At 71.5% G+C, this 21,709-nt stretch carries 21 protein-coding genes; 10 read left to right on the top strand and 11 right to left on the bottom strand.

Annotation, left to right across the window (positions count from 1 at the left end; all coding sequences use genetic code 11):
• Positions 1-180: 180 nt before the first annotated feature.
• Complete coding sequence (locus ABT127_RS07735; RefSeq protein ID WP_351445682.1) at positions 181-783, top strand: hypothetical protein; 603 nt, start codon at positions 181-183, stop codon at positions 781-783.
• 88 nt (positions 784-871) lie between these two features.
• Here ABT127_RS07735 and ABT127_RS07730 read toward each other — a convergent pair whose 3' ends face one another.
• Genes ABT127_RS07730 through ABT127_RS07715 form a run of 4 tightly spaced genes read right to left on the bottom strand, consistent with a single transcriptional unit; the run spans position 872 to position 3,969 of the window.
• Positions 872-2,611 (bottom strand): Imm49 family immunity protein, encoded by a 1,740-nt coding sequence (locus ABT127_RS07730; protein WP_351445680.1) that lies wholly within the window; start codon positions 2,609-2,611, stop codon positions 872-874.
• Complete coding sequence (locus ABT127_RS07725; protein ID WP_351445678.1) at positions 2,608-2,991, bottom strand: DUF4180 domain-containing protein; 384 nt, start codon at positions 2,989-2,991, stop codon at positions 2,608-2,610. The genes ABT127_RS07730 and ABT127_RS07725 overlap by 4 nt, the downstream gene beginning before the upstream one ends.
• A complete protein-coding gene (locus ABT127_RS07720; protein WP_351445676.1) occupies positions 2,988-3,398 on the bottom strand; it encodes a helix-turn-helix domain-containing protein in 411 nt (136 codons plus the stop codon). Before ABT127_RS07720 ends, ABT127_RS07725 begins: the two co-directional genes overlap by 4 nt.
• A 58-nt stretch (positions 3,399-3,456) precedes the next feature.
• A complete protein-coding gene (locus tag ABT127_RS07715; protein ID WP_351445674.1) occupies positions 3,457-3,969 on the bottom strand; it encodes a hypothetical protein in 513 nt (170 codons plus the stop codon).
• A 68-nt stretch (positions 3,970-4,037) separates the two neighbouring features.
• Between ABT127_RS07715 and ABT127_RS07710 the strand changes: the two genes are divergently transcribed.
• Positions 4,038-4,760, top strand: coding sequence for a 3-keto-5-aminohexanoate cleavage protein (locus ABT127_RS07710; RefSeq protein ID WP_351445672.1), 723 nt, complete (start codon positions 4,038-4,040; stop codon positions 4,758-4,760).
• An 85-nt stretch (positions 4,761-4,845) separates the two neighbouring features.
• Here the strand turns inward: ABT127_RS07710 and ABT127_RS07705 are convergent, their stop codons facing one another.
• Positions 4,846-5,358, bottom strand: a complete 513-nt coding sequence (locus ABT127_RS07705; RefSeq protein ID WP_351445670.1) for a helix-turn-helix domain-containing protein — start codon at positions 5,356-5,358, stop codon at positions 4,846-4,848.
• A 119-nt stretch (positions 5,359-5,477) separates the two neighbouring features.
• Between ABT127_RS07705 and ABT127_RS07700 the strand changes: the two genes are divergently transcribed.
• A complete protein-coding gene (locus ABT127_RS07700) occupies positions 5,478-6,596 on the top strand; it encodes an aryl-sulfate sulfotransferase (RefSeq protein ID WP_351445668.1) in 1,119 nt (372 codons plus the stop codon).
• Positions 6,593-7,906 (top strand): uracil-xanthine permease family protein, encoded by a 1,314-nt coding sequence (locus ABT127_RS07695; RefSeq protein ID WP_351445666.1) that lies wholly within the window; start codon positions 6,593-6,595, stop codon positions 7,904-7,906. The genes ABT127_RS07700 and ABT127_RS07695 overlap by 4 nt, the downstream gene beginning before the upstream one ends.
• Here the strand turns inward: ABT127_RS07695 and soxR are convergent.
• Positions 7,863-8,330, bottom strand: a complete 468-nt coding sequence (soxR, locus tag ABT127_RS07690; RefSeq protein ID WP_351445664.1) for a redox-sensitive transcriptional activator SoxR — start codon at positions 8,328-8,330, stop codon at positions 7,863-7,865. The two genes, ABT127_RS07695 and soxR, sit on opposite strands and share 44 nt — an antisense overlap.
• Before the next feature lie 81 nt (positions 8,331-8,411).
• On the opposite strand from soxR, the gene ABT127_RS07685 reads away from it, so the two are divergent.
• A complete protein-coding gene (locus ABT127_RS07685) occupies positions 8,412-8,873 on the top strand; it encodes a MaoC family dehydratase (RefSeq protein WP_351445662.1) in 462 nt (153 codons plus the stop codon).
• A 15-nt stretch (positions 8,874-8,888) separates the two neighbouring features.
• On the opposite strand, the gene ABT127_RS07680 is transcribed toward ABT127_RS07685, so the two are convergent.
• From ABT127_RS07680 to ABT127_RS07670, 3 genes are all read right to left on the bottom strand, one after another.
• On the bottom strand, positions 8,889-9,536 hold the full coding sequence (locus ABT127_RS07680) for a TetR/AcrR family transcriptional regulator (protein WP_351445660.1): 648 nt from the start codon (positions 9,534-9,536) through the stop codon (positions 8,889-8,891).
• 88 nt (positions 9,537-9,624) lie between these two features.
• Entirely contained in the window at positions 9,625-9,915 is a 291-nt protein-coding gene (locus ABT127_RS07675) for a YiaA/YiaB family inner membrane protein (protein WP_351445658.1), read from the bottom strand.
• 76 nt (positions 9,916-9,991) lie between these two features.
• The gene (locus tag ABT127_RS07670; protein WP_351445656.1) at positions 9,992-11,149 is read right to left on the bottom strand and encodes an acyl-CoA dehydrogenase family protein; all 1,158 of its coding nucleotides are present in this window, start codon (positions 11,147-11,149) and stop codon (positions 9,992-9,994) included.
• Between the two features lie 62 nt (positions 11,150-11,211).
• Between ABT127_RS07670 and ABT127_RS07665 the strand changes: the two genes are divergently transcribed.
• The 3 genes from ABT127_RS07665 to ABT127_RS07655 all read left to right on the top strand — a co-directional run bounded on the left by ABT127_RS07665 (position 11,212) and on the right by ABT127_RS07655 (position 13,433).
• Positions 11,212-11,856 carry a TetR/AcrR family transcriptional regulator gene (locus ABT127_RS07665; RefSeq protein WP_351445654.1) on the top strand — a complete coding sequence of 215 codons (645 nt, stop codon included), beginning with the start codon at positions 11,212-11,214 and terminating at the stop codon, positions 11,854-11,856.
• A gap of 230 nt (positions 11,857-12,086) precedes the next feature.
• Positions 12,087-12,935 carry an urea transporter gene (locus ABT127_RS07660; protein WP_351445652.1) on the top strand — a complete coding sequence of 283 codons (849 nt, stop codon included), beginning with the start codon at positions 12,087-12,089 and terminating at the stop codon, positions 12,933-12,935.
• Positions 12,936-13,058: 123 nt separating this feature from the next.
• On the top strand, positions 13,059-13,433 hold the full coding sequence (locus ABT127_RS07655; RefSeq protein ID WP_351445650.1) for a hypothetical protein: 375 nt from the start codon (positions 13,059-13,061) through the stop codon (positions 13,431-13,433).
• A 52-nt stretch (positions 13,434-13,485) separates the two neighbouring features.
• On the opposite strand, the gene ABT127_RS07650 is transcribed toward ABT127_RS07655, so the two are convergent.
• Both ABT127_RS07650 and ABT127_RS07645 read right to left on the bottom strand, forming a co-directional pair.
• The gene (locus ABT127_RS07650; RefSeq protein WP_351445648.1) at positions 13,486-14,568 is read right to left on the bottom strand and encodes a Zn-dependent alcohol dehydrogenase; all 1,083 of its coding nucleotides are present in this window, start codon (positions 14,566-14,568) and stop codon (positions 13,486-13,488) included.
• Between the two features lie 19 nt (positions 14,569-14,587).
• Positions 14,588-15,976, bottom strand: coding sequence for an aldehyde dehydrogenase family protein (locus ABT127_RS07645; protein WP_351445646.1), 1,389 nt, complete (start codon positions 15,974-15,976; stop codon positions 14,588-14,590).
• A 175-nt stretch (positions 15,977-16,151) separates the two neighbouring features.
• Between ABT127_RS07645 and ABT127_RS07640 the strand changes: the two genes are divergently transcribed.
• Both ABT127_RS07640 and ABT127_RS07635 read left to right on the top strand, forming a co-directional pair.
• On the top strand, positions 16,152-18,728 hold the full coding sequence (locus ABT127_RS07640) for a S8 family serine peptidase (RefSeq protein WP_351445644.1): 2,577 nt from the start codon (positions 16,152-16,154) through the stop codon (positions 18,726-18,728).
• Complete coding sequence (locus ABT127_RS07635; RefSeq protein WP_351445642.1) at positions 18,728-21,691, top strand: FG-GAP-like repeat-containing protein; 2,964 nt, start codon at positions 18,728-18,730, stop codon at positions 21,689-21,691. Before ABT127_RS07640 ends, ABT127_RS07635 begins: the two co-directional genes overlap by 1 nt.
• Positions 21,692-21,709 lie beyond the last annotated feature (18 nt).

Here is a 21,709-nt window from a genome sequence, read left to right as displayed (position 1 = left end):
TCACAGGGATCACTCAGCAAGTCCCCGGCCTCACAAGGTGCCGGTGATGGACCCCATCGGAAATCGAATGGGAATCGGCGGCCCTTGAAGGGATCCGAATCGTGTGTCGGTACGTCTACTCGGCGACGTCGCTCCACTGCTGCGGCGACGCCGACGTACGTGTGACGGAGGTGCAGGGCGATGGCTGGATTCCGGAGTCTGGCAAGACAGGTGCGCGATCCGCGCAACGATCTGGCACTGCGGCGTTACTCACTGCGCAAGTGCCTTGAGAGATTCGCCCCCTACGGGCACCGGGCGACCTGGGACCACCTGTGTTCACGGGCCGGTTTCGGACCCGAGGACCGCTCCCCCGACCCGGCCCGGCTGGTCGCGGCGCTGGAGGAGCTGGAAGAGGCGCGGGCGGTCTGGCTCGCGTACGAAGTCGCCTTCGCGGAGCGCAGGCGCAAGGAGAAGCACGACGGGCTGCGCCGCCCGGGCACGGTGGACGACTGGCACCGGCTGACCTGGGGCGGCTTCGGAGTCGCCTGGTGCGACGACCCGTCGGTGCATCCCGGCGGAGCGCTGGCCGAGGTTCTCCGCCGGCTGATCGCCGCTCTGGAGCGCGACCCGGGCGAGAGCTGCCCGGTCTGTGCGGGCAGCGGGCTCGTCTGGATGCACGACCTGGCGCACGAGCCGTCGTCGGGCCCCGTCTGCACCCGCTGCGGCATCGTCGTGCCGCGGCCTGTTCTCACCCCCGAAGCCCTCACCGACGCCCGCCGGGCACGGATGCTGGTCTCGGCCTAGCGCTCCCCGCGTGGAGCCACGTACAGCGCGACGGGGGTGCGGGCCGGAGCATCGGCCACCATCGCACCCCCGGTTCAGACGGCTGCCCTCAGCCCCGGGCGAGCGAGTCGGGGATCGCTTCGAGACGTCCCCGGTCGAGCAGACGGCGCGGCAGGAACGGCTGGTCCGTGCTCACGGGAAGCTCCCCGTCGTACGCGAGACAGGCCAGCGCCAGCGGGCCGAGCGCGATCCGCGAGCGGGGCGCGCAGGACCCGGCCCAGTAGCCGCGGTGCTCCTCCAGCGCCCCGGCGAGCAGCTCGGTGAACTTCTCGTCCTCCTGGGTGAGCAGCCGGTGGAAGAGGCCGATGGGCTGGTAGTCGACGGCGTTGACGAAGTCCTTCGGCGCGAGCGTGCCCGTCTTGGGGTGCGAGGCGTCCATCGCGGCGGCCAGCTTCTCGACGACCTCGTCGACGGGGCGGCGCAGCCAGTAGGAGCGCAGGGTGCCGGCGAAGTGCAGGACGTGGTCGTCGACCGGCGTCCGCTCGTCGCGCAGCGCGTCGGGGTCCACCTGGCAGAGCCGCTCCGTGCGCTCGCGCTCCCGGGTCACCAGCGTCAGCCAGAACACGTCGAGCCAGGCGCGGGCGTCCCCGCGCACCTCGGGGCCGGTGGCGGGCACCGTCAGCTCCCGCTCGCCGAGCCGGACCGTGACCTCGTCGGTCGTGGTGAACAGGGCGGTGCCGAGCTGCAGCGCGCTCACCCAGGCGTCCCAGGTCTCCGCCCGGTCCGCGTCCGGGTCGTCTGCCGCGTGCGCGTGGGCGAGGGTGACGGCGGCGTCGAAGGCCTCGGGCAGCCGGTCCGCGTCGGCGGCGGCCTCGATGATCAACTCCGCGGTGGATGCCGTCAGTTCCGCCACCCGGGCGTCGGGCGCGGAGGTGACGAGCCGTCCGGCCCGGTCGAGTCCGCGCAGGCCCCGCAGCACGTCGAGGAGTTCCCGCGGCGGCCGCTGGGCGAGGGTGCGGTCCTCGTCGGAGACGACGGTGAGCGGGGTGAGGCGCCCGTCGTGCCACCAGTAGACGTACGGCGAGAGCGATCCCGGGCCGTCCTCGTGGGCCTTGACGGCGTACGTGGCCAGGTCGTCGACGGCGTCGGCCGCGGTGCCGTCGACGATCGGGTGGAACGCGAGCAGATGACGGGTCGGGACGACGACGAGCGCGCCCGCCTCCGGCATCCGCTTCCCGGTGGCCTCGGCGACCAGTTCGGGCAGGATCAGTGCCTTGGTGGAGACGAACGGCGAGTCCCCGTACACGGAGTACAGGACGGGGTGGCCGTCGAGCCGTACCTCCTCGAGCCGCATCGGTTCGCGGACGAGGTTGCGCTCGGCCGCGGCCCACAGCGCGTCGGCGCCGGCCCGCCGCACATCGGCGTCGGTGAGCAGCCGCACGGAGGTGGGTGCGTCGAGGGCGAGGGCGAGGCTCAGCCCCTCGGCGACGCTCCTCAGATACGTGAATCCGTCGTCCGGACCGGTGGGCATCGCGTCCGGCGGCACGAGTCGCAGGCACGTCCGCGCCAGCAGCTCCTCGGCGCTCTCGCCCCCTCGGGACGCCTCCGCCAGGTCGGTGAAGAACGCCTCGACCATCGCGGGCCACTCCGCCTCGGGCGCGACCCGGCAGCGCCGGCCCAGGTTCGTCAGCGGGTGGCGGTGTCCCTCGGACTCGGCCGCGTCGCCGGTCATCGTGGGGTGCGCGCCGGTACGGACGTGCAGATGACCGGCGACGAGGGCGCGCAGGCGGTCGGCCTGCGCACCGGTGAGCATGGACAGGTGCGGATCGGACGTGTCGTGTGAGGTCACGGCCCCGACTCTACGAGGCGCGCCGCCAGCGCGTCCTCGTCGGGCAGGAACCAGAGCTGGCCGCCGCGGTTGCTCTCCCGGACGAAGTCGTGAAGTGCCGTACTGGCCTCGGTTCTTGACCGGATGTCGCCGAGAATCGCCAGGCCCATGCGGTAGTTGGCGAACTTCTGGACGATGTCGCCCGCGATCCGTGTGCGCAGCCGGAAGAAGTCGTCGCCGCACCGTCCGGCGGGGACCGCGACCCAGCGCGCGCCCCGGTATCCGGCGTCGCCGATCAGGTCGAGCGCGGCACGCTCGTCGGCGAGCGGCGGTCCTTCGGCGGCGCAGACGAGGACGGGAACGCCTCCCATGTCCCGCAGCGTGAACGGCTCTTCCGTCATCGGGGGTCCTCCACCAGGGTGTCGACGATCCTGAGCACCTCGGCGGCATCCGCGAGCCCGCCGAGGACGATGATCTTCAGCGCGGCGCGCTCCTCGTCGTACACGCTCTCCACCCGCAGCCGTCCGCCGTCCCTGCGGCCGCCCGCGCTCGCGACGACGGTGTTGGACAGCCGCATCGCCTCCTGCGGTCCGACCCCGTCGACCTGGACGATGACCGAGGCCTCGGCGTGCGGCGCCCCGGTCCGCGGGGTGCCGGTGAACTCCTCCAGGTCGGTGCGGGTGACCCGGTACCGGCGGCCGACCTGGGTGGCCTTCAGCCGGCCGTCGCGTACGTAGCCGCGGACCGTCCGGACATGGAGTCCGAGCAGATCGGCCACTTCGTCGAGAGAGTAATACTGTCGCTGCACTCCCTCAAAGTACCTCAAGTGAGAAAACCGAGGGAATTATAGGTACTTCAAGGGAAGCTCAGGGGCGGATCACCTCGGTCTCGATCGCCAGCTTGAACTCGGCCAGCGCGAGCCGCACCGCGAGATGCGTGTCGCCGCGGCGGGCCGCGACCTTCAGGCCGACCGGGGTGCCCGGGTGCACGAACATCTGCCAGGTGTAGGAGCGGTACTGGCCGCCGCCGGTGGCCGCGATGTCGGTGGTGGCGGTCGAGTCGTAGCCGGTGGACAGGTTCAGCGGGTCGCGCACGAAGCGGGCGCGGTACTCGGTGGCCCGGTCGTTCGCCGCCCAGAAGACGAGCGCGGACAGGGTGCCCCAGCCGTCGTGGCTCGGCCAGATCAGGCCGGAGCGGGCGTCCGGGTACGTGGAGGAGCCGCCGCCGGCGGACGGGGCGTGCATGTTCCAGGGGTCGTAGGACTCCTCGGCCGCCGCGTACGGGAAGCGGACGAGGTGGTAGCCGTCGCTGTCGTACGTGATCTTCTGGGTGCCCGAGCGGGCGGCCTCGAACTTCAGTGAACTGATCGCCAATGCCATGCGCTTCGCCCTTCCCCGTCGTCGCGGTTCGGCTGCTGTGGTCGGTGGCCGGTGGCACCATCACAGGGATGGAGTTCGTACAGGTGTGTCTGAACGGTGCCCGCGGTGCGGGCGACGGAGCGGTGGTCCCGCTGTCCCCCGCCGCGCTCGGTGACGCCGCGGCGGTGGCCGTCGCCGCCGGTGCGTCGGATGTGCATGTTCACCCCAAGTCCCCTTGCGGGCAAGACACGTTGTCACCGCGGGCGGTCGCGGCCACGCTCGACGCGATCCGCTCCCGGGTGGCGGTGCCGGTCGGGGTGACGACGGGCGCGTGGGCGGAGCCGGAACCCGCGGCGCGGGTGGCGCGGATCCGGTCCTGGACGACGCTGCCGGACCACGCGTCCGTGAACTGGCACGAGGAGGGCGCCGAGGACGTCGCCGCCGCGCTGCTCGACCGGGGCGTGGGCGTGGAGGCCGGGCTGTGGTCCGGCACGGACGGCGCCGCGCGGTTCGCGGCGTCGCCGCTCGCCGGGCGGGTGCTGCGGGTGCTCGCCGAGGTGACGGACACCGACCCGGCCACCGCGCGGGCCTCGGCCGCCGAGCTGCTCGACGCGATCGGAACGGCGCACGGCAGGCCCGTACTGCTGCACGGCGAGGAGGGCGGCGCGTGGCCGGTGCTCCGGCTCGCGCGGCGCCTCGGGCTCGCGACCCGGGTCGGCCTGGAGGACACGCTGGTCCTGCCGGACGGGAACCGGGCCGTGAGCAACGCGGAGTTGGTGGAGGCCGCCGTCCGGAGCGGCACCCAGCCGTAGCAGATCCGCGGAAGCGTCCGGTCGGCTGATGTGCGGACGCGTCCGCGATCTTCGCCGTGGCTGGTCGTGCGGTTCCCCGCTCCCCTTACGGGGCTGTGGTTCCGACCACCAGGACCCTCGTCCCGGGCTCCAGCGGGCGCCAGCGGTGCGGGAGTTCGGCCGCGCAGTAGAGGGTGTCGCCGCGCTCCAGGCGGTACCGGACGCCGTCCGCCTCCACCTCGGCCGCGCCGTCAGCGACGTAGAGGAGCTCGTCACCGCGGTGCCGGTACTCGCGGTCCCAGTCGTGGTCGCCGGTGAACTCCAGCGCGTGCAGCCGCTGCGCACCGCGGACCAGGGGCCGGGTCCCGTCGGCGGTCGCGGCGCCGTCGGCGGCCCGTACGACGTCGACCGGGCGGGGCTCCTGCGCCGCCGCGAGGATCTCGACGGCCGTGGTGTCGAGCGCGTCGGCGATCCGCTGCAGCGAACTCATGCTGGGGCGCGACCGGCCGTTCTCCACCTGACTGAGGAAGGGCACGGAGACCCCGGCCCGCCGGGCCACCTCGGCCAGGGTCAGCTCCAGGGCGCGGCGCCTGCGCCGGATGCCGGGTCCCACGTTCATGAACTTGTAACGCCCCTTCGCCGTTCGCGCTGTTCCCGGCACCTTACCGTCGTGGTTAACTCCTTCACCGTCACTTAAAAAACTTAACCACTGGGTTAACCACCGGAGGGAGAGCCCCCATGGCTCGCGTGGACCAGAACCAGCGGCGCCGCCGCGGCACCGGCCTGATCGCCCTGGACGAGGAGGCCTCGTACGGCGGGTACACGCTGTTCGCCCCGCTGACCGGCTCCGGCGAGGTGTATCTGATCGACCTGCACGGCGAGGTCGTGCACCGGTGGAACCTGCCGCACCGCCCCGGGCGCCACGCCCGCATCCTGGCCAACGGCAACCTCGCCTACAACGGCGTGCTGCCCGGCGAGCCCGCACTCTTCCCCATGTGGCACAAGTACCGCGGCGGCCTGATGCAGGAGATCACCCCGGACGGCACGGTGATACGCGAGCACCGCGATCCGCTCCAGCACCACGACGCCCACCACTACGGCGACGGCCGGATCCTCTACACCGCCCTGGAGCCGCTGACCGGGGAGGCCGCGGCCGCGGTGCGCGGCGGGGTGCCGGGGTCGGAGGCGGACGGCGGCACCGTCTGGGCCGACACGATCGTCGAGGTCGACGCCGAGGGGAACCGCACCTGGGAGTGGAAGGTCTCCGAGCACCTCGGCCGGGACGAGTTCCCGCTCCACCCGGACTACGCGCGCGAGCACTACCCCCTCATCAACAGCGTGCTCCCGCTCGCCGACGGCACCGTCCTGGCGAGCTTCCGTTCGGTGTCGGCGGTCGTCGTCATCGACCGCGCCACGGGCGACATCGTCTGGCGTTCCGAGCCGGGCACGGTCTCGCAGCAGCACTGCCCGACCGAGCTGGAGAACGGCAACATCCTCGTCTTCGACAACGGCGTGTTCCGGCCCCACTGGGACGTGCCGTTCAGCCGTGTCATCGAGATCGACCGCACCAGCGGAAAGATCGCGTGGGAGTACCACGACCCGGCGCGCGAGTCGTTCTTCGCGCCGTTCATGGGCAGCGCGCAGCGCCTGCCCAACGGCAACACCCTCGTCACCGACTCCCCCGCGGGCCGGCTCTTCGAGGTCACCGCGGACGGCTACCTGTGCTGGGAGTACGTCGTGCCGTTCTTCGGCGGCTACGCCGAGGAGGAGGTCCGCAAGCTCTTCCCGTCCGAGCCGAACGCCGTGTTCCGCTCGTACCGCTACGCGGCGGCCGAGCTGCCCTGGCTGAACCGGTGAGTGCGGCGGTCGTGAGCGAGGCGGTCGACGAGCGGCTGCCGCTGCGCCGCCTCGTCCCCCTCGCCTGCCAGCACGTGCTGGCGGGCGTGGCCGCGCCCGTCTCCTCCGTCATCCTCATCGCGACGACGCTGCGGCTGTCGCCCGACCGCACGGCGTCCCTGCTCAGCGCGACGCTCGTGCTGTGCGGGGCGGGCGCGCTGCTGCAGTCCCTCGGGGTGGGGGTGCTGCGGGCCGGAGCCCGGCTGCCGTTCCTGATGCTGCCGGGCGGCGCCGCCGTCGCGATCTTCCTGCAGATCGCGCAGGAGTACGGACCGGCGACGGCGTCCGGCTCGGTCCTGGTGGCCGCCGCCTTCCTGCTGTGCGTCCTGCCGTTCTACGGGCGTCTGGTCCGCCTCTTCCCGCCCCTGGTGATGGGGACGACGGTCGTCCTGATCGGCATCAACATGATCAAGGTGACCGCCCCGATGGTCGCCTCGGGCCCAGGCCTCGGCTTCGCCACGCTCGGCGTGATCGGCTTCTTCTTCCTGGTCCTGCGGGGCGTGTGGCGGCAGATGGCGGTGCTGCTCGGCCTGGCCGGCGGCACGGTCGTGGCGGTGCTGACCGGCACCGAGCTGCACGTCGAGCAGGGCGGCACCTTCGCGCTGCCCGGCCTCTTCCCGTACGGCACCCCGCACATCGACCTGCTCGCCGCCGTGCCGCTGCTGGTCTTCGCGCTCGCCTCGCTCGCCGAGGCCACCGGGCAGACCGTGCTCAACAGCGAGGCCGTGGGCCGCACCCCCGACCCGGGCCGCGACGTGCCGCGGATCGCCCGCGCCGACGCGCTGGTCTCGCTCGGCTCCGGCGTCTTCGGTACGTCGCTGATGGTGACCAGCGCCGAGAACATCGGCATCGTCCAGCTCACGCGCGTCCGCAGCCGGTTCGTGACGGCGGCGGCCGGGGTGCTGCTCGTGGTGTGCGGGCTGCTCACGCCGCTGACCCGGGTGCTGGCCGCCCTCCCCGAGCCGGTGGTCGGCGCGGCCGGTCTCGTCATCTACGCCGTGATCGCCGTCATGGGGTTCGGGATGCTCTCCCGTACCGATCTCACGCACGGCACGGACAGCGTCGTCATCGCGCTGGCGCTGGTCGTCGGCATGCTGCCCCTCGTGGAGCCCGGGATGTACGCGGGCCTGCCCTCCTGGGCCCGCACCCTGTTCGGCAGCGGGGTGGCGGCCGGGGCGATCGCGGCGGTCGTGCTCTGCGCGGTCTTCCGGGCGCTGGGCCCCCGGATCACGGCCGGGAGCGGCGCTCCGCCATCAGACGCGACCCCGTGAGCCGCTCGCCGAAGACGTCGTCCGGGTTGGACAGCACGCAGTTCTCCAGGGAGAGGCAGCCGCAGCCGATACAGTCGGTGAGGTGGTCGCGCAGCCGGCTCAACTGCGTGATCCGCTCGTCCAGTTCGGAGCGCCAGGTCTCCGACAGGCGCGCCCAGTCCTCCTGGGTCGGGGTGCGCTCCTCGGGGAGTTCGGCGAGCGCCTCCCGGATCGTCGCGAGGGGGATGCCGACGCGCTGCGCGGCCCGGATGAAGGCGACGCGGCGCAGGGTGTCACGGGAGTAGCGGCGCTGGTTGCCGGAGGTGCGGCGGCTGGTGATCAGGCCCTTGGACTCGTAGAAGTGCAGCGCGGAGACGGCCGCGCCGCTGCGCGCGGCGACCTGTCCGACGGTGAGCTCGTGGATCTTCTCCGGGATCTGTGGCACCCGGTCGAGCCTAGTCGCAGCGCGGCCGCGTTGTTAGCATGCTGAGCAAGCGCTTAGACATTGCGATGGAGGATGTACAGCATGGCGGAGCCGCGGGTTTTCAAGGACGTCGACGAGCTGAAGGGCGCCGTCGGCGAGCAGCTCGGACACAGCGACTGGGTCGAGATCGAGCAGGGCCGCATCGACCGGTTCGCCGAGGCCACGGGTGACCACCAGTGGATCCACGTGGACCCGGAGCGGGCGAAGGCCGGGCCGTTCGGCACGACGATCGCGCACGGCTATCTGACGCTGTCGCTGCTGCCGCTGTTCGGCCCGCAGCTGATCGCCGTCGAGGGCGTGAAGATGGGCGTGAACTACGGGACGAACAAGGTGCGCTTCCCCGCGCCCGTCCCGGTCGGCTCGCGGCTGCGCGCCACCGGGAGGATCACGTCCGTGGAGGACGTGGCGGGCGGTGTGCAGGTGTCGGTGGCGTTCACGGTGGAGCGGGACGGCGGCGACAAGCCGGTCTGCGTCGCCGAGTCGGTGTCCCGCTACTACCTGTGACTGCCCCGGTGGGTGCTACGCACGCGGCGCGGCGCCCACCATCCTGAGCACGAGGTCGGCGTAGAACGCGCCGACCTCGTCGGGCGTCCGGCGGCCCTGGGTGTTGAACCAGCGCGCCACATCGATGCACAGGGAGAGGATCGCGACCGTCGTACCGGGCACGTCGGGCACCTGGAACTCGCCCGCCGCCACCCCGTCCTCGATGATCTCGCGCACGGCGGCGTCGCTCTCGCGGCGCAGCGCCACGATCTCCGGCCGGTGCTCGTCGCCGAGGGAGTCCAGTTCGTACTGGACCACGCGCGCGGTGGTGTGGTGTCCCGCGTGCCAGCGCACGAAGGAGCGCACCGCCTCGGTCAGCCGCTCGGTGGGCGTGCCCTCGCCGTCGGCCGCGCGGCGCAGGATCCGCAGCGCCTTCTCGTGGCCGATGCGGCTGATCCGGAGGAGCAGCTCCTCCTTCGTCTTGTAGTGGATGTAGAGCGCGGCCGGGCTCATGCCGGCCCGGCCGGCGATGTCCCGGGTCGTCGTGGCGTGGTAGCCGCGCGCGGCGAAGGCCTCGACCGCGGCGACGAGCAGGCGCCGGGCGGCGTCGGGGGTGACCTCGGCCCAGGGCATCTCGTCGATGTCTTCGGGCTGCCGGCCGTCGACCCGTTCGTCCTGCGTCATCGCTCCGCTCACATCCTGTCGGTGGGGCTGCGCCTCACCATACCTCCCGAGGTGAGCGGCCGCTTAGGCCGACTTCGCCCGGCGGGGCTCAGGCGACCGGCTTGAACGGGTCGTGCTCGGCGAGGATCTTGTCGATGCGGGCCTTGTCGACGCGGCTGACGATCTGGTCCGCCTCCTGACGGTCTCTGACCACCTTGGCGAGGGTGAACGCCGACGTCGTCAGGTACAGGACCGAGATCGCCAGGAACGCCCTGATCCAGCCACTGGCGTCGAGGCGGTAGATCCCGATGGAGACCGCGCCGAGCGCGAGGGCGAAGGACGCGATGGCCTGACCGTAGTAGGCCGTGGTGTTCTGCTGCTTGACCGGTGTCTCACTCATGGAGCACAGCATGGAGCGGACAGGGCCGAAGCCCCATCCGCTCCCGTACTCATCCGCGTACTCAGACAGTCGGGCGTCAGAACGCCGATACGCCCGTCAGCGCACGGCCGATGATGAGCTTCTGGATCTGGCTGGTGCCCTCGTAGAGGGTCATGACACGGGCGTCGCGCAGCAGCTTGCCGACCGGGTACTCGTCGATGTATCCGTAACCGCCGAAGACCTGGAGGGCGTTGTTGGCGCAGCGCACGGCGGCCTCGGAGGCGAAGAGCTTGGCCTTCGAGGCCGCGACCTGGAAGTCCTCGCCGCGGTCGATCAGGTCGGCGACGCGCCAGGTCAGCAGGCGGGCGGCGTCCACGTCGAGGGCGATGTCGGAGATCATCTCCTGCACCAGCTGGTACGAGGCGATGGGCTTGCCGAACTGCTCGCGCTCCTTGGCGTAGCCGACGGCGGCGTCGAGCGCGGCCTGGGCGATGCCGACACAGCCGGCCGCGACCGACATCCGGCCCTTGGCGAGGGCGGACATGGCGACGGAGAAGCCCTTGCCCTCCGGGCCCATCATGGCGCTCGCCGGGACCCGGACGTCCTCGAGGACCAGTTCGGCCGTCGCCTGGCCGCGCAGGCCGAGCTTGCCGTGGATGGTGTTGCGGGTCAGGCCGGGGGTGTCGGTGGGGACCAGGAACGCGGAGATGCCCTTGTGGCCCGGGGTGTCGTTGGTGCGGGCGAAGAGCAGGACGACGTCGGCCCAGGTGCCGTTGGTGATGAAGATCTTGGTGCCGTTGATGACGTACTCGCCGGTGGCGTCGTCACGGACGGCCTTCGTCCGGAGCTCGGCCGGGTTCGAGCCGTGGCCGGGCTCGGTCAGGCCGAAGCAGCCGAGCGCGTCGCCCGCGGTGAGCCGGGGCAGCCAGTACCGCTTCTGCTCCTCGTTCGCCCACTGCTGGATCGGCTTCGTGACCAGCCCGAGGGAGACGGAGACGATGCCGCGCACCGACGAGTCGCCGCGCCCCAGCTCCTCCGTGACCAAGCAGTACGCGAGGTGGTCGCCGCCGGAGCCGCCGTACTCCTCGTCGATCGTCAGCCCCAGGAAGCCGACCTCGCCGAGCTTCTTCACGATCGCGCGGTCGACTTCCTCCGCGCGGTCCCACGCCACGACGTTCGGTGTGATCTCGCGGTCCACGAAGTCCTCGGCGAGCCGGCGGACGGCCGTCTGCTCCTCGTTCAGCTCCAGATTCATGGCCGACTCTCTCTTTAAATTAGCACTGCTAGTTTTAAGGGGACAGCCCTACTATGTGCGCCATGGCCCGACCGCGCAAGCCCCTCCTCAGCCGAGACCGCATCGTCGACGCGGCCCGCGCCCTCGTCGACGCCGAGGGGCTCGCCGCCGTCTCCACGCGGCGGCTCGCGGCCGAGCTCGGAGTGAGCGGGCCGTCCCTCTACAACCACTTCAGGACCAAGGACCAGATCCTGGAGGCGGTCGCCGACTCGGTGAGCGCGCAGGTCGATCTGTCGATGTTCGACGCGGGCGACGAGCGGGACTGGCGCACGGCGCTGCACGACTGGGCCGTCTCGTACCGGGCGGCGCTGCGCGAGCATCCGAACATCGTTCCCGTGCTGGCCCAGGGGCCGGGCCGGCGGCCCGCCGGTCTGCGGCTCGCGGACGCCGTGTTCGGGTCGATGGTGGACGCGGGGTGGCCCGCCGCCCAGGCCACGTCCATCGGGGCGCTCATGCGGTACTTCGTGATGGGGTCCGCGCTGGGGTCGTTCGCGGGGGGCTTCGTGGACGACGAGGCCGCGTACGATCCCGCCGACTATCCGCATCTCGGGCAGGCCCATCTCCTGGCCGACAAGCAGGAGTTGATCGACGACCGGGCCTTCGAGACCGGGCTCACGGCGCTGCTCGACGGACTTTCGGTGCAGTACGCGGTCTCGTCCGCCGGGTGAGGTGGTTGGGCGGGTGCGGCTTTCGTCGTGGCCGGTCGCACAGTTCCCCGCGCCCCTGAGGGCGAGCTCCGGTCGCTTCACCCCTGTACAGTCCATCCGCCGGGTGAGGAAACATCGTCGTAACAGGGGAGCGGCGGATGGCGCAGATGGCGGGGGCCTCGATTCGCCCCGAAGTCGGACACAACAGGGCAGCTGATTGCAGGCAATTCGCGCTGCGCGTCCTGCGCGGCATGGGACAGGTGACCTTCCTGCCCCGAGCACTGACCGGGACCCTGTTCGCCACGGCGCTGCTCGCCGCGGGCTGGCAGTACGCGCTGTACGGCATCGGCGGCGCCGCCCTCGGCACCGCGGGGGCGTGGCTGCTCGGCGTGGACGAGGAACGGCTCGCCCAGGGCATGGAGGGGTTCAACTCCTGCCTCGTCGCAGTGAGTTGCGCCGTGCTGCTCGGCGGCACCCGGGCGTCGACGGCCCTCGTCGCCCTGCTGGGCTGCGCCGCGGCGACCGTGGTGACCGCCGCGGCGGGACGGGCGTTCGGCACGTGGGGGCTGCCGGCGCTGACGCTGCCGTTCTGCGTGGTGGCGAGCGCGATCACGCTCGCGCGGCGCGCCGGGCCGGTCACGGAGGTGGCGGACGGCAGCCGGGCGCTCCCACTCGGCGACACCGCACGGGGGTTCCTCGCCGGGTTCGGGCAGATCTTCCTGCTGCCGCAGTGGTACGTGGGCGCTTTCGTGCTCGCCGGACTGCTGGTGGCGGGGGCCCGCGTGGCCGGGGTGGCCTGTCTCGGGAACGCCGTCGGAATGGCCACGGCGTGGGCCCTGGGCATGCCCGCCGAGCGTCTCGCGGACGGGATCGGCGGCTACAACGGCGCGCTCGTCGCCCTCGCGCTGTGCGGGGTGTTCCTGGCGGCGGGCCCGCGGACGCTGCCGTACGCGCTGGCCGGGGCCATGGTGGCGACGGCTGCGGCACCGGCGTTCGGGGCGACGGCGTTCACCTGGCCGTTCGTGCTGACGACGCTGGTGTTCGTGGCGGCGGCACGGTCGTTCCCCCGGCTGGCCGCACCGACCGGAGTTGACCAGTAACGCCTCAGTAACTGGGCCTGCCTAGGGTCCGACTTCCTCACTGGCCACGGGCAACTCCCGCTCGTACGGAGAGGTTCGGCCCGCACGGCCACAAGCTGTGCCCACCTACTCAGGGGATTCACCATGTTGCGACACAACGCCCTGCGCGCGGCTCTGGTCGGCGCCACCATGACCGCCCTGGCGGCCTTCGGCACGGGCGCGGCGAGCGCCGCCGGCATCCAGTCCGCCTCGTCCTCCAACTGCATCATCACCGGCTACGTCTGCGTCACCGTGGAGCCCACCGAGGCCAACCCGTCGGGCAACGTGTTGATCCCCCAGGGGACGTCGTACACCTTCGACAGCCCCACCGAGGTCACGAGCATCACGAACGAGACGTCGTTGATGTACTGCGTCAGCGCGGAGTCCAGGATCGCCGTGGCTCCGGGTGAGTACATCGAGGAGACGCACACCGTGACCAAGGTGGCCGTGGCGGTCGAGAGCAGCGGCTGCTTCGCGTGACCGGCAGGTGAACCCGGCGGCGCGCCCCCTCGGAGGCGGGCCGCCGCAGTGCCTAGAACACCACCAGCGCCCGGCCCCCCTTGCCCGCGAGCATGTTGTCGAAGGCGGACGGGATGTCGTTCAGGGTGATGTGTTCGGTGACCAGGGCGCCGAGGTCGAGGCGGCCCGCGCGGATGTGCTCCGCGAGCACCGGCAGGTCCTCGGCCGGGTTGGAGTTGCCGTAGACGCAGCCGGACAGGGTGCGGCCCCAGTGGAAGATCTCCAGGGCGTTGAAGGTGACCTGCTGGTCCTTGCCGCCGATGCCGACGACCGTGGTGCGGCCGCCGCGGCGGGTGGACTCCCAGGCCGTACGGATCGTCACCGCGCGGCCGACGCACTCGACGGCCACGTCCACGCCCTGCTTGCCGGTCAGGCCACGGATCTCGCGGGCGGTGTTCTCGGAGGCGACGACGTAGTCCGTGGCACCGGCCGACCGCGCCAACTCCTCCTTCTCCGGGGAGACATCGACCGCGATGATCTTCGAGGCGCCCGCGATGCGCGCGGACTGGATCGTGGCGAGGCCGACACCGCCGACGCCGTACACCGCGACGGTCTCGCCTTCACGGACGCGTGCCGAGTGGTGGATCGCGCCGTAGCCGGTCAGCACGGCACACCCCAGCAGGGCCGCGTCCGTGAGCGGGACGCCGTCCGGGACCGGCAGCACGGTGTTCGCGGCGACGACCGTCTCCTCCGCGAACGCCGCGACGTTCAGACCGGGGTGCAGGTCGGAGCCGTCCGACGCGCGCTTCGCGTAGACGTCGCCCGCGCCCGCCAGCGCGTTGGCGCACAGCCAGACCTCGCCGAGCGAGCAGGCGTGACAACTGCCGCACGAAGGCGCCCAGTTGAGTACCACGGCGTCGCCGGGCGCGACGTGCGTGACGCCCTCGCCGACGGAGACGACGGTGCCCGCGCCCTCGTGGCCGAGGACCGCGGGGACCGGCACGCGCATCGTGCCGTCGGTCAGGGACAGGTCGGAGTGGCAGACCCCGGCGGCGGCGAGCCTGATGCGGACCCGGCCGGGCCCCGGCTCGGGCAGGTCGATGTCGGCGATCTCCAGCGGGGAGCCGACGGCGGGCAGTACTGCGGCGCGAACCATGACGGTGCGAACTCCCTGACTAGAACTGGAGGGACTTGGTCTGGAGGTACTCGGCCAGGCCGTGCGAACCCAGCTCGCGCCCGACCCCCGACTGCTTGTAACCGCCGAACGGGGCGAGGGGGTTGAAGCGGCCGCCGTTGATGTCGACCTGACCGGTGTCCATGCGGCGCGCGAAGGCGACGGCCTCCGCCTCGTCGCCGGCCCAGACCGCGCCCGCGAGCCCGTACACGGTGCCGTTGGCGATGCGCAGGGCATCGTCCTCGTCCTCGTACCGGATGATCGAGACGACCGGGCCGAAGATCTCCTCCTGCGCGATGGTCATCTCGGGCGTGACGTCCGCGAAGACGGTCGGGGCGACGAAGTAGCCCTTCTCGTGCGGGGTTTCGGTGCCGCCGACGACGAGGCGCGCGCCCTCCTCGACGCCCTTCTCGATGTAGCCGCGAACCCGCGCCCGCTGCTTGGCGTTGACGAGCGGGCCGATGCGGTCGCCGTACTTGGCGGCAGCGGCGCCCGCGAGCTCCACGGCCTCGTCGTACTGGTCCGTGTGCACGAGCATGCGGGTCCAGGCGCTGCACGTCTGGCCGGAGTTGCCCATGACGTTGGCGATGCCGACGTTCACGGCCTTGGCGAGGTCGGCGCTCGGCAGGATGACGTTCGCCGACTTGCCGCCCAGCTCCAGGGCGACGCGCTTGACGGCGGCGCCCGCGGTCGCGCCGATCTGCCGGCCGACCGCCGTCGAGCCGGTGAAGGAGACCAGGTCGACGCCCTCGTGCTCGGCCAGGGCCTGACCCGCGACCGCGCCGATACCGGTGACGAGGTTGAAGACGCCCGCCGGGATGCCCGCCTCGTCGATCGCCTCGGCGAACAGCTGGGCGGTCAGCGGGGTGTCCTCGGCCGGCTTCAGCACGACCGTGCAACCGGCCGCGAGCGCCGGGGCGACCTTCGCGACGATCTGGTGGAGCGGGTAGTTCCAGGGCGTGATCGCGCCGACGACACCGACCGGCTCGGAGTGGACGGTGGAGTTCCCGACCTTCTCCTCGAAGGGGTACGAGGCGGCCAGCTCCGCGTACGAACCCGACACGAGGATCGGCACGCCGGCGTGCACCGTCTGCGAGAACGGCAGCGGGGCGCCCAGCTCGGCGGTGACCGTCTCCGCGACCTCGTCCTTGCGCGCCACGAGCACGTCGCGCAGCGCGGCGATCTTCGCGGCGCGCTCGGCGGGGGCCGTCGCGGCCCAGGCCGGGAAGGCGGCGCGGGCGGCGCGCACGGCGGCGTCCACGTCCTCGACGGTGCCCGCGGGGACGTGGCCGATCACCGTCTCGTCGGCCGGGTTGACGACGGCGATCGTCTCGCCGCCGGCGGCGGCGCGCCACTCTCCGCCGATGTACATCCCGTCGTGGGCCTTCATGGCTCTCCTCCGTACTGACTGCGCTGCCGGTCGTCCTGCACCCCAAACTAGCGGTGATAGTTTTCCGGCGCCAGGGACCCGCCGGAGACCCCCGTCACGCCGTCAGTAATTCCTCAGTAACGGCACCTTTCTAGCGTGCGAACTCCCCCGTACCGTTCCCGGAGGAGCACCCCCGATGCACCTGCCCCGACCGCCCCGGCGCAGAACCGCCGCATGGGCGGCGGCCGCGTTCACCGCGACCGCTCTGGCCGCCGGCGTCATGCCGGCCGTCGCCGCCGACACCCCGTCCGCCGCCACCGCGGCGAAGATCGACTCGTCGCTGAGCAGCGCCGTCGCCAAGGGCGGCGACGCGACGTTCTACGTCGTCCTCAAGGACCGGGCCGACCTGACGACCGCCAAGAAGCAGCGCACGCACGCGAAGGCCGCCAAGGCCGCGTACAAGGCGCTGCGGACGAACGCCGAGGACAGCCAGAAGTCGCTCACGGCCTTCCTCGACAAGGAGAAGGTCGGACACAAGGACTACTGGATCGCCAACGCCGTCCAGGTCACCGGCGACAAGTCCCTCGTCGAGAAGCTCGCGATGCGCGCGGACGTCAAGGACATCGTCAAGTCGCAGACGTACCGGCTCGACAAGATCGAGACGTCCGACGCCGAGGTCACCGCCTCGCGGACGACCGCTGACGGCGACGCCGTCAGCGACGCCACCCCCGACTGGGGCGTCTCCGACATCAAGGCCGACCAGGTCTGGGACCAGTACAAGGACCGCGGCGAGGGCATCGTCGTCGCCAGCGTCGACTCCGGTGTGGACTCCACCCACCCGGACCTCGTCGGCAACTACCGTGGCAACAACGGCGACGGCACGTTCACGAACGACTACAACTTCTACGACGCCACCGGCACCTGCGACACCAGCAGCACGCCGTGCGACGACAACGGCCACGGCACCCACACGATGGGCACGATGGTCGGCAAGAACGGCATCGGTGTCGCGCCGAACGCGAAGTGGATGGCCGCCAAGGCGTGCGCGGGACCGCAGGGCGAGTGCCGCGACGAGGACACGCTCGCCGCCGGCCAGTGGATCCTCGCGCCGACCGACCACAACGGGCAGAACCCGCGCCCGGACCTCGCGCCGAACATCGTCAACAACTCGTGGGGCGGCGGCGTCACGACGTTCTACAAGGACATCGTCGAGGCCTGGAACGCCGCGGGCATCTTCGAGGCCTTCGCCGCGGGCAACGACGGCAACGGCACGACCTGCTCGACCACCCGCGCGCCCGGCGCGCAGGACACGTCGTACGGCGTCGGCGCGTACGACTCCACCGGCACGATCGCCGGTTTCTCCGGCTTCGGCCCCTCCCCCGTGGACGGCTCGGCCAAGCCGAACATCTCGGCGCCGGGCGTCGACATCACCTCGGCGTGGCCGGGTGACGCGTACAACACCATCGACGGTACGTCGATGGCGACGCCGCACGTCGCCGGCGCGGTCGCCCTGCTCTGGTCGGCCGCCCCGTCGCTGATCAGCAACATCGACGAGACGCGCAAGCTCCTCGGAGAGGGTGCCCGCGACGTGGACGACACGCACTGCGGCGGCACCGCCGGCATGAACAACGTCTGGGGCGAGGGCAAGCTCGACATCCTCGCCTCCGTCACCAAGGCCCCGCGCAACGCCGTCTACGTCACCGGGAAGATCACCGACAAGGACACGGGCGCGCCCCTCTCCGACATCACCGTCAAGGCCACCGGCGCGGACGGCGACCACCAGGTGACCACGGGCCCCGAGGGCACGTACAAGGTGGCGCTGGTCCCGGGCACGTACGACTTCACGATCGACAAGTACGGCTACGCGGCCAGGACGCTCTCCGGCGTCGAGGTGATCGCCGGCACTCCGCTGACCCAGGACATCGCGCTCACCGCCGTCTCGCAGCACGCCGTCACGGGCACCGTTCTCGACGTCACCGGCAAGGCCCTGCCGGGCGCGACGGTCCAGATGAACGGTTCGCCGCTGGACGCCGTGACCACGAACGCCAAGGGCAAGTACACCTTCGCCAAGGTCGCCGAGGGCTCGTACGACCTCTCGGTGACGCCGGCCGCGCCGGTCCTGTGCAACGGCGTCTACAACGGCACCACCACCGTCGCCTCGGCCGACCTGACCAAGAACGTCCAGGTCCCGAACCGCACCGACAACTCGGGCAACTCCTGCGCCCCGGCCGCCTATTCGTGGATCGCGGGCTCCAAGAAGGTCTCCCTGACCGGTGACGAGGACTCCGCCCCGGTCGCGCTGCCCTTCTCGGTGAAGCTGTACGGCGTCTCGTACTCCTCCGCCTCGGTCACCACCGACGGCCTGGTCAACTTCCTGTCCTCGCGCGTCGGCGACTACGGCAACACCGCGCTGCCGACCACCGGTGCGAACGGCGTCAAGGGCATCATCGCCCCGCTGTGGGACGACCTGACGCTCGACAAGAAGTCCTCCGTGCAGACGGCCACCACGGGTACCAAGGGCAGCCGCACGTTCGCCATCGTGTGGAACAACGCCGCCTACGCGAACGGCACATCGGGCCGCGCCACCTTCGAGGCCGTCTTCGACGAGGCCTCCGGCGCCGTGACCCTGCAGTACCAGTCGGTCGCCGACAAGGGCGCGGGCGCCACCGTCGGCATCGCCGACCAGTCCGGCACCGACGCCCTCCAGTACTCCTACAACCAGTCCGTGATCGCCGACGGCACCGCCGTCCGCTTCACGCAGGGAGCCAAGTGATGAGAGCCCACCACTCGCGGCGGGCCCTGGCGCTCGCCTCCGGTCTGGTCGCGGCCGGTCTGTGCCTGACCGCCGTGCCGCAGGCCCTGGCCGCCGACGGCGACAGCGGTTCGGTGATGAAGCTGACCGGCGCCGAGGCGAAGAAGGCCGCCGCCAACGTCAGCCTCGACCCGTGGGTCTCGGCCGAGGACACCGCCGAGAACTCCACGGGCACGGCGAAGGACGGCGGCTCCGCGTCGACGGACGCCGCTTCGAAGGGCGACGCCTCCAAGGAGGCCGCAGCGAAGGCCGCCGCCGGCGTCGACCCGAACACCAAGGTCACCCTGACCGCGAAGTCCACGCTGGAAGGCGTGCGCGGCATGGGTGCCACGGTCGCGGTCGGCAAGAAGGGCGACTACTACTCCGTCAACAGCATGGGCTACGTGCAGCTCCACGCCGCCGACGGCAGTACGAAGTGGGAGCGCACCAGCAGCTCGTTCTATCCGGACTGGCAGGTCAAGCCGCTCCAGCCGTGGCGGACCGAGCCCTACCCGGCGCAGATCCTCATGGGCTACAACGCGGTCTCGCCCTTCGCGCCCAACTCGGACTCCGGGTACTCGGCCGGCGACCTGACCGGCGACGGCGTGCCGGACCTGGTGTTCTCGGCGCAGGTCGGCACGTCACCGTACCCGCGGGCCTTCAGCTCGCCGGGCTCGCCGCTGACCAGCGGCACGTTCGTGACGGTCCTCGACGGCAGGACGGGCACCACTGTCTGGTCGAAGCTGTACAACCACGCCTCCATGGTGAAGATCGTCGACGGCACCCTGCTGGTCGCCGACGCGCCCCGGATGAGCGGCGACGCGAAGGTCCCGGCCGACGCGACGCTCACCCTGACGGGCATGCGCTTCACGTCCGGCTCGGACGGCAGGCTGACCCCGGCCGCCACGTGGACGTACGACTCCGAGGAAGCCCGGTACGCGAACTGGGGCGACATCCAGGACCTGGGCAAGGGCAAGGTCGTCGTCTCCTGGAACCTGGACAAGTACGACGGCGTCGACGCCCGCGGCCGCACGCTCGTGCTCGACACGGCCGACGGCTCCGTCACCTGGCAGACCGACAGCATGCTGTACAACCGCAAGATGCGGCTGGACGCCGGCCGCAAGCGGATCGTCGCCCTCGAGCAGTCCGACGCCACGGACGCGGTGCGCTACGAGGTCGCCTCGTACGACCTGAAGACCGGTCACCGCGCCACCCTGCAGAGCCGCGACAACGTGGTCCCCACCGCGCTGGCGGTCGGTGACCTCGGCGGCAGGGCCGGCGACGAGTACGCGGTCGCGGAGTCCTCGTTCGACGAGAACTACTTCGTCAACGCCAGCACCGTGCGCGTCGTGGGCGGCGACAGCGCGGACACGCTCCGGTGGTCGAACACGATCAAGCGGAGCGACGGCGACGGCAACAACGGGGCGAACACCTTCGGCCTGTCGGTGGCCGACGGCAAGCTGATCATGGCCGGTCAGGAGAACGACAAGTTCGACCTGCCCGACAACCGGGGCGGCACCCGCTACGCGTCGCTGACCGTGTTCTCCGGCAAGGGCGACGTCACGTGGCAGTCCAGGGGCGTCGCCGGCACGGCGATGTACCAGGACACCTACAGCGACGCCGCGGGCACGCACCTGCGCCTGATCGACCCGGCGGAGAACATCCGGACGTTCAAGCTCGCCAACGGCAAGGCGGAGAGCGTCACACCGCTGCAGGGCGACATCTCGCACGCCCAGAGCGCCGACCTGAACAAGGACGGCAAGAACGACCTGATCGTGGGCGGCTCGTCGAACGGCCTGTGGGCGTACTCGGGACCGTCGCTCGTCAACGGCGCCAAGCCCGAGAAGCTCTGGCAGGCCACCCTGCCCGGCGCGGTCCACGACATCGAGACCGGTGACGTCAACGGCGACGGCAAGGACGAGATCGTCGTCGCGGCCGACACCGCCACGGTCGTCCTCAACGGCAGGACGGGCAGGACGCTCGCCACGATCGACGGCGGCGGCCAGTACGTCCGCACGGTGACTCTGGCCGACCTCGACGGCGACGGCGGGCAGGACATCCTCGTCCCGACCGACGCACTGCGCGCCTACTACGGCGACGGCCACGCCCTCTGGACGTACAAGGCCCCGGCGGCCGCCGGCGACGTGCAGTTCGCCGATCCGTCGGTGAACGACGGCCGGGTGTACGCCTCGTACGCGAGCGCCGACGCGATCGAACTGACCACGCCGGTGACGAACGCGGTCGCGCTGAACGCCAAGACCGGCAAGACCCGCTGGTCGGCCGCTCCGAAGGCCCCGGAGGGCTCTTCCAGCGGGATCCGCACCGTCATCCCGAACCAGGGCGTGTTCGCCTCCAAGGAGATCCCGTACGCCGATGGGCACGCGGTGGTCTACACGTGGGCCGTCGACGCGCCCATCAAGATCGACGGTGCCACCGTGATCGGCACGCAGAACGTGTTCGAGATCCGCGACGGCCGCACCGGCGAGGTGCTGCACACCTGGGTCTCCGGCGGCCTGTGGACGCACAACAGCTTCTTCGCCAAGGACGGGGCGCTGTACGAAGGCGGGGTGGCCTCGTTCCGGCGGTTCCGCGCGAACGGCGACGACACCCAGCAGGGCGTCTTCCCGACGTCGTTCGGCGGCGGCTTCCTGACCGGACCCGGCGGGCGTGAGCTGCTGGGCGCCGGTGTGGACGGCGGCCTGTACCTGTGGGACCCGAGCATCCTCGACTCCGAGGACTCCTGGGCCCCGTCCGTCGGTCAGATCCCCACCCTCATGGGCGCCCACGGCTACTTCTCGGGCGATCTCGACGGGGACGGCGTCGACGAGGTGCTGTCCCTGAACGAGGACCTCGGCGGCCGTGACCGGGTGACCGGTCTGTTCGGTGGCGGGTACTACTCGGGCAGCTACGCCATCCACCAGATGACGGCGTACAAGCTGTCGTGACCTGAGCCGTAGCCTTAC

The organism is Streptomyces sp. NPDC001904, assembly GCF_040297005.1.
Lineage (GTDB): Bacteria > Actinomycetota > Actinomycetes > Streptomycetales > Streptomycetaceae > Streptomyces.
The sequence above is the reverse complement of the archived record's forward strand: the minus strand, read 5'-3'. Positions and strand labels throughout refer to the sequence as shown.

Bases quoted from the DNA above. Each gene is read 5' to 3' on its own strand.
- ABT127_RS07735 (WP_351445682.1), top strand. From the start codon at position 181: ATGGCTGGATTCCGGAGTCTGGCAAGACAGGTGCGCGATCCGCGCAAC.
- ABT127_RS07725 (WP_351445678.1), bottom strand. From the start codon at position 2,991: ATGACGGAAGAGCCGTTCACGCTGCGGGACATGGGAGGCGTTCCCGTC.
- ABT127_RS07715 (WP_351445674.1), bottom strand. From the start codon at position 3,969: ATGGCATTGGCGATCAGTTCACTGAAGTTCGAGGCCGCCCGCTCGGGC.
- ABT127_RS07710 (WP_351445672.1), top strand. From the start codon at position 4,038: ATGGAGTTCGTACAGGTGTGTCTGAACGGTGCCCGCGGTGCGGGCGAC.
- ABT127_RS07705 (WP_351445670.1), bottom strand. From the start codon at position 5,358: ATGAACGTGGGACCCGGCATCCGGCGCAGGCGCCGCGCCCTGGAGCTG.
- ABT127_RS07700 (WP_351445668.1), top strand. From the start codon at position 5,478: ATGGCTCGCGTGGACCAGAACCAGCGGCGCCGCCGCGGCACCGGCCTG.
- ABT127_RS07685 (WP_351445662.1), top strand. From the start codon at position 8,412: ATGGCGGAGCCGCGGGTTTTCAAGGACGTCGACGAGCTGAAGGGCGCC.
- ABT127_RS07680 (WP_351445660.1), bottom strand. From the start codon at position 9,536: ATGACGCAGGACGAACGGGTCGACGGCCGGCAGCCCGAAGACATCGAC.
- ABT127_RS07675 (WP_351445658.1), bottom strand. From the start codon at position 9,915: ATGAGTGAGACACCGGTCAAGCAGCAGAACACCACGGCCTACTACGGT.
- ABT127_RS07670 (WP_351445656.1), bottom strand. From the start codon at position 11,149: ATGAATCTGGAGCTGAACGAGGAGCAGACGGCCGTCCGCCGGCTCGCC.
- ABT127_RS07665 (WP_351445654.1), top strand. From the start codon at position 11,212: ATGGCCCGACCGCGCAAGCCCCTCCTCAGCCGAGACCGCATCGTCGAC.
- ABT127_RS07660 (WP_351445652.1), top strand. From the start codon at position 12,087: ATGGGACAGGTGACCTTCCTGCCCCGAGCACTGACCGGGACCCTGTTC.
- ABT127_RS07655 (WP_351445650.1), top strand. From the start codon at position 13,059: ATGTTGCGACACAACGCCCTGCGCGCGGCTCTGGTCGGCGCCACCATG.
- ABT127_RS07650 (WP_351445648.1), bottom strand. From the start codon at position 14,568: ATGGTTCGCGCCGCAGTACTGCCCGCCGTCGGCTCCCCGCTGGAGATC.
- ABT127_RS07645 (WP_351445646.1), bottom strand. From the start codon at position 15,976: ATGAAGGCCCACGACGGGATGTACATCGGCGGAGAGTGGCGCGCCGCC.
- ABT127_RS07640 (WP_351445644.1), top strand. From the start codon at position 16,152: ATGCACCTGCCCCGACCGCCCCGGCGCAGAACCGCCGCATGGGCGGCG.
- ABT127_RS07635 (WP_351445642.1), top strand. From the start codon at position 18,728: ATGAGAGCCCACCACTCGCGGCGGGCCCTGGCGCTCGCCTCCGGTCTG.